Here is an 11,293-nt window from a genome sequence, read left to right on the forward strand (position 1 = left end):
TCTTTCCGACCCGGAGGCCATGACATGAACCCCTCGAACATCTCCCGCCGCGCACCGCGCGCCATCCTGGCCGCCGCCAGCCTGCTCGCCTGCAACGGCGCCTTCGCCCACGTCACGCTGGCCGAAGGCAGCGCCGCCACCGGCAGCGACTACGTGGCCGCCTTCCGCGTCGGCCATGCCTGCAAGGAGGCCAAGGCCACCACCGGCCTCACGGTGCGCGTGCCGGCCGGCTTCAGCGTGCAGAAGGCCGAGCCGCGCGAGGGCTGGACCCTGGCCAGCAGCAGCGGCGAGATCAGCTGGAAGGCCAACGCGCCGCAGAACGCCTTGCCCGGCGACGAGAAGGCGCAGTTCATCGTGCGCGGCAAGCTCGAGGCCAAGCCGGGCCCGCTGTGGTTCAAGGTGCTGCAGACCTGCGACGTGGGCAGCGCCGATTGGGCGCAGGTCCCGGCCGGCGACACGGCCAGGCCCGAGTTCCCGGCCGCGCGCCTGATGGTGCTCGCACCCGGCAGCGCCGCGCCGGTCGAGGTGAGCGACGCCTGGGTGCGCCGCGCCGTGCCGGGCCAGAGCGGCACCGGTGCCTTCATGAAGCTCAAGTCGCCGGCCGCCACGCGCCTGGTGGGCGCTTCCACGCCGGTGGCCGGCGTGGCCGAGGTGCACGAGATGAAGATGGAAGGCGACACCATGAAGATGCGCGCCCTCGGCCAGGGGCTGGACCTGCCCGCGGGCCAGACCGTGGCGCTCACGCCCGGCGGCTTCCACCTGATGCTGATGGACCTGAAGCAGCCCGTCGCCGCCGGCGCCACGGTGCCGATCACGCTGCGCTTCATGGACGCCAAGGGCGTGGCCAGCGAGCAGACGCTGCAGGTGCCGGTGGCCGTGAGCGCGCCCGGCGGTGCGGCCGGTGACAGCGCTGGCGAGCATCAGCACAAGCACTGAACTTGGCCGGCCTGCCCGGGTATAAGCTCGGCGGCCAACAACCACCACCTGCCGGGAGACCTCCGATGAGCGACAAGCCGTCCTTCTTCTTCGAACAGTTCGTTCCCGGCTTCGACTTCCTCAAGAACCTGGCGACCAGCAGCGGTGCGGCGGGCGCCGCAGCCAAGGCGGGCCTGCCCGGCATGCCGGGCATCCCGGGGCTGCCCGGCGTCTCCAGCTGGGTCGCGCCCACGCTGAGCGTGGAGGAGGTGGACAAGCGCATCCAGGAACTCAAGGCGGTGCAGTTCTGGCTCGACCAGAACCTGCATGCGCTCAAGGCCACCATCCAGGCGCTGGAAGTGCAGCGCATGACGCTGTCCACGCTGCAGGGCATGAACCTGCAGATGGAGGACCTGGCCAAGGCCTTCACCGGCGGCGCGGCGGCGTCCACGGCCGGGGCCGCAGCGAAGGCTCCGCCGCCCAGGTCCGAGCCCGAGCCGGCGAAGGAGAAGGAGAAGCCCGAGGCCGAGGCCGAGGAGCCCACGGGCAAGCCCGCCGCAGCCTCGGTCATCGACCCGATGCAGCTGTGGGGCGCGCTCACGCAGCAGTTCCAGCAGATCGCCACCACCGCGCTGCAGGAAGCTGCGCAGCTCAAGATGCCGTCCATCGCTGCGCCAGCAAAGAAGCAGGCAGCCAAGGCTCCTGCCAAGGCGGCCAGCGAGGCGAAGGCGCCCGCGGCCAAAAAGCCCCCCGCCCGCAAGCGCAGCAGCACTTCGCGCCAGCGTTAAGTGCTGTAATGGGGGCCGCGCGCGGGGCCGTTCCCCGCTCGCGTCTCGCCATGAAGCTTTTCCCCTCCGGTCACGCCACCCATCCCCAATGGCGAACGGCCGCGGACCTGGTCCTCGCGCAACTGCGCGCCCAGATGACCCAGCCCGACTACGCCGCATCGCCCAGCCTGGGCCTGCTCTACATCACCGACCTCTTCGCCCCCCATGCGCAGGAGATCCTCGAACACCTGGGCGCCGAGCTGCCCGAAGTCACCGACTGGTCCGGCACCACGGGCATCGGCATCGCCGCGAACAATGCCGAGTACTTCGACGAGCCGGCCCTGGCGGTGATGCTGTGCGAGCTGCCCAGCGACCAGTTCCGCGTGTTCTCCGGCGTGGCGCCGGTGGGCAACGCCGACGTGGCGCGCTCGGGCGGTCCCAACCAGAACTTCCAGGCCTTCACCGCGCTGGTGCATGCCGACCCGTCCACCCACGAGCTGCCCGAGCTGATCGGCGACCTGTCCGCGCGCACCGAGACCGGCTACCTGTTCGGCGGCCTGTCCTCCGGGCGCGGGGCGACGCCGCAGTTCGCCATCGGCGGCAACGGCAACATCCGGGGGCAGGGCGCCGCCAGCGGGGTGTTCTCCGGCGGGCTCTCGGGCGTGCTCTTCGGCGAGGGCGTGCGGCTGGTGTCGCGCGTGACCCAGGGCTGCCAGCCGGTGTCGCGCGAGCGCGAGATCACCGCGGCCGACGGCAACCTGCTGCTCACCATCGACGGCGAGGCGGCGCTGGACGTGCTGCTGGCCGACCTGAAGGTCTCGCTGGACGAGCCCATGCACGCCATCGAGGCGGTGCGCGCGACGCTGGTCGGCCTGGCCAGCCCCGGCAGCGAGGGCCTGCGCCGCACCGGCGACCTGGGCGCGGACGTGCTGGTGCGCCACATCATCGGGCTGGACCCCACGCGCCGGGCAGTGGCCATCGCCGACCAGGTCGAGGTGGGCATGCGCATGACCTTCGTGCGCCGCAATGCCCAATCCGCGCGGGCCGACCTGATGCGCATCTGCGCCGAGATCCGCGAGGAGCTGGAGCCCGAGGAGCAGACCCTCGAGGTGGCCAGCGCCCTGGCCGCCGGCGAGGCCGAGGCCAGCCCGCATCCGGCGCGGCGCATATCCGGCGCCATCTACGTGAGCTGCTCGGGCCGCGGCGGGCCGCACTTCGGCGCGCCGGGGGCCGAGATGCAGATCGTGCGCCACGCGCTGGGCGACGTGCCGCTGGTGGGCTTCTTCGCCGCTGGCGAGATCGCGCGGCACCACCTGTACGGCTACACCGGGGTGATGACCGTCTTCGTGGCGGACTGAGCCTTCGCGTTCAGGGCCGGGCCAGCTTGTGCAGGCCCGGCTGCGAGTCGGGCCGACGCAGCTGCGCGAAGGCCTCGAACTCCCAGCTGCGCATGCCCAGCAGCAGCGTGTAGCCCTCGCGGTCGCGCGCCGACATCTTCTGGTCGGCCTGGTGCTGCTGGGCAAAGTCCTGCGCCACGCGCTGGAGGCGCTCCAGGAAGGCCGGCGCCAGCGAGCGGCTGATGGCGCCATGGACCAGCAGCAGCCCTTCGGCGGGGCCGTCGAAGCCTCCCTTGTAGTAGTCGAGCACCACCTCCTCGCGGAAGAACTCCATCACCGGACCGTGCGGGCGCCAGCGGAAGGTCTTGGCCAGCTTGAGACGGTAGCGGTTCTGCGGCCGCAGCTCGATGATGCCGATGCGATCCAGCTGCACCAGGCAGCCGATGCACTCGGCCTCGCTGATCCGGTAGTTGGAGACGATCTGCTCCAGCGTCCACTGGCTGAGCACGCAGATGGCGCACAGGAGCAGCTTCTTGTCCTTGACCACGGCCCGCTCCTGCTCCTGCGTCAATTCCTTGAGCAGCGGCTGCGCGTCGGCCACGCGGCGGGCCAGTTCGGCGAAGTCGAGCTTCAGCGCCCGGCAGATGGCGTCCACCCGCGTCAGCGGCATGTCGCCCTTGGCCAGCATGCGTTTCACGCTGGATTCGGCCATGCCCAACGAGCGGGCCAGGTCGGCATAGGTCATCCGGGCGCCCTTGAGCTCGTTCTTCAGGGCCTGGACCAGGTCGGCGGTGGTGCTCATCTCAGTTTCTCTGCTCCGTCGGTATAGCCAGACAGTACCGAAAGAGGCGAATAGTTGCCTCGTATTGATTGTTGATGCCCATGAAGAAGTTCACTCTCTACATTGCGGCGCAACACGTTACAAGGAGCCTGAAGCCATGAGTGCATCTATTCCCTTGCAATCTCCCCGCCGCCTCTCACGCCGGGAAGCCTGGCTGGCTGGCGCGGCCCTCCTGCTGCTGGCGCTGGGCCTGCTGGCCCCCGCCCTGGCGGAGCCCGGCGCGGGCAACTCGCCGCTGAGCGACTTCCGAACCCTGTTGGGCCTGCCCAACGCCCTGGACGTGCTCAGCAACCTTCCCTTCCTGATCGTCGGCCTGCTGGGCCTGCACCGGCTGCACCGCCTGGAGCGCGGCCATGACCACGGCCCCGTGCCGGGCCACGCCCACGACGAACTGCCCGGCAGCGCACTGGACAGCGCCTGGCTCTTCTTTGCCGGCCTCGTGCTGGTGTCCGGTGCCTCGGCCTTCTACCACCTGCAGCCCGACGACGTGTTGCGCCTGGCCGGCGACCGCGCCGCCATGGCCGTGGCCTTCGCCGGCGTGATGGGCCTGGCGGTGTCGGACCGGGTGAGTCCGCGCTTCGGCTTCCCGGCCGCCTGCATCACCCTGGCCGCGGGCCTGCTGGCGGTGGCCGTGTTCCACGAGCGGGGCAACATCATGCCCTGGGCGGTGGTGCAGTTCGGCGGCATAGCGCTGGTGCTGTGGATGTCGACCCTGCGGCCGGTGCGCAGCGGCACCCGCCCGCTCGACCTGAAGCTCGGCTGGATCATCGCCGCCTATGCCGTGGCCAAGGTGCTGGAAGTGGGCGACGGTCCGGTGTTCGAATGGACGCAGCACATCGTCTCGGGCCACTCGCTCAAGCACGTGGTGGCGGCGCTCGCGGCCCTGCCGGTGCTCTACTCCATCCGGCAATTGGCGGACCGACCGCTGATGCACAATTCGCCGGCAGCACCTGTCACAGTTTGATACGTGGGCGCGAGGCGCCTGATCCTCCGCCTCGATGAGAAAGGGCTTTGCCTTGAACACGCTTGCGAGCAGCAACAACACCAACGCCGCTGCATCCCCCGCGCCGGCCGCGCACACCGGCCAGTTCGCCCTTCTCGGCCAGCGCCGCTTCGCTCCCTTCTTCTGGACCCAGTTCGCCGGCGCGGCCAACGACAACCTGTTCAAGTTCGCCTTCACCGTCATGGTGACCTACCAGCTGCAGCTGGCCTGGATGAAGCCGGCCATGGCGGGCCTGGTGATCGGGGCGCTTTTCATCCTGCCCTTCCTGCTGTTCTCTGCAACGGCCGGCCAGATCGCGGACAAGTTCGACAAGACGCGCGTGATGCGCTTCGTGAAGACCTTCGAGATCGTGATCATGCTGATCGCCTTCTGGGGCTTCCTGCGCGCCGACGCGGTGGTGCTGCTGGGCTGCGTGTTCCTGATGGGGCTGCATTCCACGCTCTTCGGGCCGGTGAAGTTCGCCTACCTGCCGCAGGTGCTGGACTCGCACGAGCTCACCGGCGGCAACGGCATGGTGGAGATGGGCACCTTCGTGGCCATCCTGCTGGGCCAGGTGGCCGGCGGCCTGCTGGTGGCCCTGCCGCAGATCGGCCACGAGGCCGTCGCCGTGTCCTGCGTGCTGCTGGCGCTGGTAGGGCGCGGCGTGGCGCAGGTGATTCCCCGCACGCAGGCCACCGACCCTGGCCTGAAGATCAACTGGAACCCGGTCAGCGAGACCTGGCGCAACCTCAAGCTGGCGCACGGCAACGTGGTGGTGTTCCGCGCGCTGCTGGGCATCTCGTGGATGTGGTTCTTCGGCGCCGTGTTCCTGGCCCAGTTCCCCAGCTTCGCCAAGGAAGTTCTGCACGGCAACGAGCAGGTGGCCTCGCTGCTGCTGGTGGTGTTCTCGCTGGGCATCGGCGTCGGCTCGCTGCTGTGCGAGACGCTCAGCCGCCGGCAGGTGGAGATCGGCCTGGTGCCCCTGGGCGCCTTCGGCATGACCGTGTTCTCGGTCGACCTGTACTTCGCCTCGCGCGGCCTGCCGGCGGTGCCGACCATGGGGCTGTCCGCCTTCCTGGCGCAGCCGGCCCACTGGCGCGTGATGGCCGACCTGGGCCTGCTCTCGCTCTTCGCGGGCCTGTACAGCGTGCCGATGTACGCGCTCATCCAGCTGCGCAGCCAGCCCACGCACCGCGCCCGCATCATCGCGGCCAACAATATCCTCAACGCGCTGTTCATGATCGGCAGCTCGGTCATCGCCGGCGCGCTGCTCGGTGCGGGCTTCACCATTCCGCAGGTGTTCCTCTTCACCGGCATCGCCAACGCGGTGGTGGCCTTCTACATCTTCCTGCTGGTGCCCGAGTACCTGCTGCGCTTCTGCGCCTGGATACTGTCGCGGCTGGTGTACCGCTTCAAGGTGCGCGGCGACGAGCACATCCCCGACAACGGACCGGCCCTGCTGGTGTGCAACCACGTGAGCTTCGTGGACGCGGTGCTGCTGATGGCAGCGAGCCCGCGCCCGATCCGCTTCCTCATGGACCACCGCATCTTCCGCGTGCCGGTGCTGGGCTGGCTCTTCAAGCTGGCCAAGGCCATTCCCATCGCGTCGCAGAAGGACGACCCCGAGGCCTACGAGCGCGCCTTCGCGCAGGCCGCGCAGGTGCTGCGCGAGGGCGACCTGCTGGGCATCTTCCCCGAGGGCGCCATCACGCGCGACGGCCAGCTGCAGCCCTTCAAGGGCGGCATGAAGAAGATCCTGGATGCGGCCCACGCCGAGGGCCTGGCGGTGCCGGTGGTGCCGATGGCGCTGACCGACCTGTGGGGTTCCTACTTCAGCCGGGTCGAGGTGCGCGATGGCGAGAACGTCGCCATGGTCCGGCCCTTTCGCCGCGGCATGTGGAGCCGCGTCGGCCTGAACGTGGGCGCGCCCCTGCCGCAGGCCGAGGCCCAGCCGGAACTGCTGCATCGCCGCGTGGGCGAACTGCTGAGCGCTGGCTGAGGTCGACCGGATGGGTTTCCTGCGCGATGCGGCGTGGCGCGCCATTCACGGCGTTCCCGAAGGTTTCTGGCATGCCTTCACCTGGCTGGGTGACAGCGGTCTGCTGCTGCCGGCCGCCGCGCTGATCGCGCTGTGGCTTCTTTCCTCGCGCCGCACCTGGCCGGCCGCCGCGCTCTGGATCCTGATCTTCGGTTTCGCCAGCCTGCTGGTGCTGCTGAGCAAGCTGGCCTTCATGGGCTGGGGCATCGGCAGCGCGCGCCTGAACTTCACCGGTATCAGCGGCCACACCATGCTGACCGCCGCGGTCTGGCCGGTGGCGCTCTGGCTCCTGGCCTCGCGCGGCTCGCACCGACTGCGGGTGGGGCTGGCCCTGGCGGGCTGGCTGCTCGCGCTGGGCATCGGCGTTTCGCGCCTGGCGATCTATGCGCACTCCTGGTCCGAAGTGACCACCGGCTTCCTGCTGGGCTTCGTCACCAGTGCAGCCTTCCTGGCGCTGCAGCGGCGCGTGGCGCATCCCCAACTGCGCGCCTCGCTGGTGCTGGTGACGCTGCTGCTGCCGCTGGTGCACCAGCAGCCGGGCAATGCCGCCCCCACGCATGGCCTCCTGGAGCGCGTGGCGATGCGGCTGGCGGGCACCGACCGGCCATTCACCCGCGCCGACCTGCATGTGCAGCGCGGGTGATGCTCGGTATTGATTTGCGATACTTTCAGGTCGCGGAGCCGCCACTCCTCATCTCTGGCGATGCCGCGTGGGCAGGGCAGAAGAGATGATTCGTCCCGTTGATTTCCATCTCCGAGACGAAGAGGAGTTTTCGATGCCAAAGCCCTGCAACCCCGACGCGCATGCGAGCACGCGACCATGAGCCGCCCCAGCCAGTTCGACCTGGGCATCGATCATTCCGGCCAGGTGCCCTCCACCACGCTCTGGCGCCGGACGATCTCCTCGTCCTTCCATTTCGCGCTGATCGCCCTGGCGGCCATGCTGGCCGGGCTCTTCGTCTTCCCCTTCCATTGATCGACCCTCACCGCGCGGCCTTCCCGCGCGCCTCCTGACCCATGAGCAAGTCCCTGCGCCTTTCCGAAAAGTGGTTCCGCCGCGGCCTGTGGCTGGTGGCCTTCATCTTTGCCGGCTTCCTCACCGGCCTGGGCAGCACCATCGTCGGCGACCTGCCGCGCGTGGAGCGTCCGCTGGACATCGAGGACTTCATGGACCAGGGCGCGGCCGTGCCCCTGCGCGGCACGCTGACGCGGGCCGAGGAAAGCCAGAAGTCCGCGCAGGCCGAACTGGAGCAGGCCCAGCTGCGGCTGGAAGCGGCCCGGCAGGCCAACCGCAATGCCCGCGAGACCTTCTCGAACTGGCTGTCCACGCGGCATGCCACGCAGCTGCCCGACCAGGACGCCGAGCTGATCTCGCGCACCAAGGCGCTCGATGCCTTGAAGGCGGCCGAGGAAGAGGCGCAGAAGAAGGTGCTGGCGCAGCGCCAGGTGGCGCTGGATGCCCGGCAGGCCCAGTCCCGTGCGTACGAACAGCTGAACGAACTCACGCGGGTCGCCGGCGAGAAGCTCGAGAAGGAAGCGCGGCGCGTGGAGCTGCGCGTCTTCCTGTACCGGCTGGCGCTGACGCTGCCGTTGCTGGTGGTGGCCGGCTGGCTCTTCGCGAAGAAGCGCAAGAGCCCCTACTGGCCTTTCGTCTGGGGCTTCATCCTCTTCGCGCTCTTCGCCTTCTTCGTGGAGCTGGTGCCCTACCTGCCCAGCTACGGCGGCTACGTGCGCTACGTGGTGGGCATCGTGCTCACGGTGCTGGTGGGGCGCTATGCCATCGTGGGGCTCAACCGCTACCTCGCGAAGCAGAAGCTGGCCGAGCAGCAGCCCGACCAGGTGCGGCGCGACGAGCTCAGCTACGACACTGCGCTGGCGCGGCTGGCCAAGGGCGTGTGCCCCGGCTGCGAGCGCCCGGTGGACCTGAAGAACACCGAGATCGATTTCTGCCCGCACTGCGGCATCGGCCTGTTCGACCATTGCCGCAAGTGCGATGCGCGCAAGAGCGCCTTCTCGAAGTTCTGTCACGCCTGCGGAACGCCTGCGCAGCTGTTCCCCCGGCCGCAGGCGGATGCGCCGACGGCCCCGCAGCCGCTGGGGCCCGTCACGCGGCCAGGCTAGACGCCGCGCGCGCGGTCGGCCTTGAACTGCGCGCGGAATTCCGTGAAGCGCGCGGCGTCGAGCGACTCGCGGATCTCGCGCATCAGGTTCAGGTAGTAGTGCAGGTTGTGCACCGTGGTGAGCATGGGGCCCAGCATCTCGCCGCAGCGGTCCAGGTGGTGCAGGTAGGCGCGCGAGAAACCCTCGCGCCCGCCGTCGTCCCATGACACGCCCGAGCTGCCGGCGCAGGCGTGGCAGGTGCAGCTGGTGTCGATGGGCTGCGGGTCGCTCTTGTGGCGCGCGTTGCGCATCTTGAGGTCGCCGTAGCGGGAGAAGAGGGTGCCGTTGCGCGCATTGCGCGTGGGCATCACGCAGTCGAACATGTCCACGCCGTCGGCCACGCCCTGCACCAGGTCCTCGGGCGTGCCCACGCCCATCAGGTAGCGCGGCTTGTTCGCCGGCAGGCGGTGCGAGGTGTGGGCCATGATGCGCAGCATCTCGTCCTTGGGCTCGCCCACGCTCACGCCGCCGATGGCGTAGCCGGGGAAATCCAGCTCCACCAGCTGCGCCAGCGATTCCTCGCGCAGGTTCTCGAACATGCCGCCCTGCACGATGCCGAACAAGGCGTTGGGGTTGGAGAGGCGCGCGAATTCCGCCTGGCAGCGCTTCGCCCAGCGCAGGCTCAGCTCCATCGAGACGCGCGCCTCGGCCTCGGTCGTGATGTGGCCCTTGGTGTCGTAGGGCGTGCACTCGTCGAACTGCATGACGATGTCGCTGTTGAGGATGGTCTGGATCTGCATCGAGACCTCCGGCGTGAGGAAGAGCTTGTCGCCGTTGACCGGCGACGCGAACTTCACGCCTTCCTCGCTGATCTTGCGCATCGCGCCCAGGCTCCAGACCTGGAAGCCGCCCGAGTCGGTGAGGATGGGCTTGTTCCACTTCTCGAACTGGTGCAGGCCGCCGAAGCTCGCCATCACGTCCAGGCCGGGGCGCATCCACAGGTGGAAGGTGTTGCCCAGGATGATCTGCGCGCCCATCTCCTCCAGGCTGCGCGGCATCACGCCCTTGACGGTGCCGTAGGTGCCCACGGGCATGAAGATGGGCGTCTGCACCACGCCGTGGTTGAGTGTGAGCGTGGCGCGGCGCGCGTGGCTGGCGGAATCGGTGGTGAGGATCTGGAAGTTCAACATGGGGTGTCAGTCCTTCTGGCGCGCGAGCAGCATCGAGTCGCCGTAGCTGAAGAAGCGGTAGCCCTCGCGGATGGCGTGCGCGTACAGCGCCATCACGTGCTCGTGGCCCGCGAAAGCGCTCACCAGCATCATCAGCGTGCTCTTGGGGAGGTGGAAGTTGGTGACCAGCAGGTCGACGTGCCGGAACGCGAAGCCCGGCGTGATGAAGATGCGCGTGTCGCCCTCGGCCTCGCCGCTGGCGGCCCAGGATTCGAGGGTGCGCACGGTCGTCGTGCCCACGGCCACCACGCGGCCGCCTCGGGCCTTGCAGTCGGCGATGGCCTGTTGCGTGGCCTGCGGCACGTGGTAGCGCTCGGCGTGCATTGTGTGCTCGGCGATGTTCTCGATCTTCACCGGCTGGAAGGTGCCGGCGCCCACGTGCAGCGTGACGTTGGCGCGCTCGATGCCGCGCTCGCCCATCTCCGCCAGCAGGGCCTCGTCGAAATGCAGCGCGGCGGTGGGCGCGGCCACGGCGCCGGGCACGCGGGCGAACACCGTCTGGTAGCGGCGCTCGTCGTCGGCCGAGTCGGTGTGCGTGATGTAGGGCGGCAGCGGCACGTGGCCGCAGCGGGCCATCAGCGCATACGGGTCCTCGCCCGCGTCGCTCTCGAAGGCGAAGCGGAAGAGGGCGCCGTTCTCGTCCGGCCACCGGCCCAGCAAGGTGGCGCGAAAGCCGCCCACCATGTCCAGCACCGTGCCCACCGGCGGCTTCTTGCTGACCTTCATGTGCGCCACCACCTCCTGGCCCTGCAGCACGCGCTCGACCAGCAGCTCGAGCTTGCCGCCGGTGGGCTTCTCGCCGAAGAGGCGCGCCTTGACCACCTGGGTGTCGTTGAACACCAGCAGGTCGCCTTTGCGCAGCAGCGAGGGCAGGGTGTTGAAGATGCGGTCCACCGGCGCGGGGGCGGTGCCGTCGAGCAGGCGCGATGCGCTGCGCTCGGGCGCGGGATGCTGCGCCACCAGCTCGGGCGGCAGCGAAAAATCGAAATCGGAAAGCGTGAAAGTGCGCATGTCTTGAGGGCCGGACGGGCCCGTGCCAAGGTTGGCGTTGGGAAGAAGAGAGAACGCGCCCTGGGCGGGCGCG

11 protein-coding genes are annotated in these 11,293 nt (G+C 69.4%); 8 read left to right on the top strand and 3 right to left on the bottom strand.

Annotated features, from left to right (window positions below; translation table 11 throughout):
* Positions 1-24: 24 nt before the first annotated feature.
* The 3 genes from BM345_RS19880 to BM345_RS19890 all read left to right on the top strand — a co-directional run bounded on the left by BM345_RS19880 (position 25) and on the right by BM345_RS19890 (position 3,040).
* Positions 25-936 carry a copper chaperone PCu(A)C domain-containing protein gene (locus tag BM345_RS19880; RefSeq protein ID WP_093382508.1) on the top strand — a complete coding sequence of 304 codons (912 nt, stop codon included), beginning with the start codon at positions 25-27 and terminating at the stop codon, positions 934-936.
* Between the two features lie 65 nt (positions 937-1,001).
* Entirely contained in the window at positions 1,002-1,703 is a 702-nt protein-coding gene (locus tag BM345_RS19885; protein WP_093382510.1) for a PhaM family polyhydroxyalkanoate granule multifunctional regulatory protein, read from the top strand.
* 50 nt (positions 1,704-1,753) lie between these two features.
* A complete protein-coding gene (locus tag BM345_RS19890; protein ID WP_093382513.1) occupies positions 1,754-3,040 on the top strand; it encodes an FIST signal transduction protein in 1,287 nt (428 codons plus the stop codon).
* A 10-nt stretch (positions 3,041-3,050) separates the two neighbouring features.
* Here BM345_RS19890 and BM345_RS19895 read toward each other — a convergent pair whose 3' ends face one another.
* The gene (locus tag BM345_RS19895; RefSeq protein ID WP_093382516.1) at positions 3,051-3,821 is read right to left on the bottom strand and encodes a helix-turn-helix domain-containing protein; all 771 of its coding nucleotides are present in this window, start codon (positions 3,819-3,821) and stop codon (positions 3,051-3,053) included.
* Positions 3,822-3,957: 136 nt separating this feature from the next.
* Between BM345_RS19895 and BM345_RS19900 the strand changes: the two genes are divergently transcribed.
* The 5 genes from BM345_RS19900 (at position 3,958) to BM345_RS19915 (ending at position 9,001) form a co-directional block, all read left to right on the top strand.
* On the top strand, positions 3,958-4,824 hold the full coding sequence (locus tag BM345_RS19900) for a hypothetical protein (RefSeq protein WP_093382519.1): 867 nt from the start codon (positions 3,958-3,960) through the stop codon (positions 4,822-4,824).
* 52 nt (positions 4,825-4,876) lie between these two features.
* Positions 4,877-6,841, top strand: coding sequence for an MFS transporter (locus BM345_RS19905; RefSeq protein WP_254789830.1), 1,965 nt, complete (start codon positions 4,877-4,879; stop codon positions 6,839-6,841).
* A gap of 10 nt (positions 6,842-6,851) precedes the next feature.
* Entirely contained in the window at positions 6,852-7,523 is a 672-nt protein-coding gene (locus tag BM345_RS19910; protein WP_093382525.1) for a phosphatase PAP2 family protein, read from the top strand.
* Positions 7,524-7,700: 177 nt separating this feature from the next.
* Complete coding sequence (locus BM345_RS30200) at positions 7,701-7,856, top strand: hypothetical protein (protein ID WP_175545080.1); 156 nt, start codon at positions 7,701-7,703, stop codon at positions 7,854-7,856.
* A gap of 41 nt (positions 7,857-7,897) precedes the next feature.
* Positions 7,898-9,001, top strand: a complete 1,104-nt coding sequence (locus tag BM345_RS19915; RefSeq protein ID WP_093382528.1) for a serine endopeptidase — start codon at positions 7,898-7,900, stop codon at positions 8,999-9,001.
* Here the strand turns inward: BM345_RS19915 and tgt are convergent.
* Together tgt and queA are read right to left on the bottom strand one after the other, a co-directional pair.
* A complete protein-coding gene (gene tgt, locus BM345_RS19920) occupies positions 8,998-10,170 on the bottom strand; it encodes a tRNA guanosine(34) transglycosylase Tgt (protein WP_093382531.1) in 1,173 nt (390 codons plus the stop codon). The genes BM345_RS19915 and tgt overlap by 4 nt on opposite strands.
* 6 nt (positions 10,171-10,176) lie before the next feature.
* Positions 10,177-11,220 (bottom strand): tRNA preQ1(34) S-adenosylmethionine ribosyltransferase-isomerase QueA, encoded by a 1,044-nt coding sequence (gene queA, locus BM345_RS19925; RefSeq protein ID WP_093382534.1) that lies wholly within the window; start codon positions 11,218-11,220, stop codon positions 10,177-10,179.
* Between the last annotated feature and the right edge of the window lie 73 nt (positions 11,221-11,293).

This window comes from Variovorax sp. OV329 (assembly GCF_900114785.1).
GTDB lineage: Bacteria > Pseudomonadota > Gammaproteobacteria > Burkholderiales > Burkholderiaceae_C > Variovorax.

Excerpts from the sequence above, each read along its gene's own strand:
- BM345_RS19880 (WP_093382508.1), top strand. The coding sequence starts at position 25 with ATGAACCCCTCGAACATCTCCCGCCGCGCACCGCGCGCCATCCTGGCC.
- BM345_RS19885 (WP_093382510.1), top strand. The coding sequence starts at position 1,002 with ATGAGCGACAAGCCGTCCTTCTTCTTCGAACAGTTCGTTCCCGGCTTC.
- BM345_RS19890 (WP_093382513.1), top strand. The coding sequence starts at position 1,754 with ATGAAGCTTTTCCCCTCCGGTCACGCCACCCATCCCCAATGGCGAACG.
- BM345_RS19895 (WP_093382516.1), bottom strand. The coding sequence starts at position 3,821 with ATGAGCACCACCGCCGACCTGGTCCAGGCCCTGAAGAACGAGCTCAAG.
- BM345_RS19900 (WP_093382519.1), top strand. The coding sequence starts at position 3,958 with ATGAGTGCATCTATTCCCTTGCAATCTCCCCGCCGCCTCTCACGCCGG.
- BM345_RS19910 (WP_093382525.1), top strand. The coding sequence starts at position 6,852 with ATGGGTTTCCTGCGCGATGCGGCGTGGCGCGCCATTCACGGCGTTCCC.
- BM345_RS30200 (WP_175545080.1), top strand. The coding sequence starts at position 7,701 with ATGAGCCGCCCCAGCCAGTTCGACCTGGGCATCGATCATTCCGGCCAG.
- BM345_RS19915 (WP_093382528.1), top strand. The coding sequence starts at position 7,898 with ATGAGCAAGTCCCTGCGCCTTTCCGAAAAGTGGTTCCGCCGCGGCCTG.
- tgt (WP_093382531.1), bottom strand. The coding sequence starts at position 10,170 with ATGTTGAACTTCCAGATCCTCACCACCGATTCCGCCAGCCACGCGCGC.
- queA (WP_093382534.1), bottom strand. The coding sequence starts at position 11,220 with ATGCGCACTTTCACGCTTTCCGATTTCGATTTTTCGCTGCCGCCCGAG.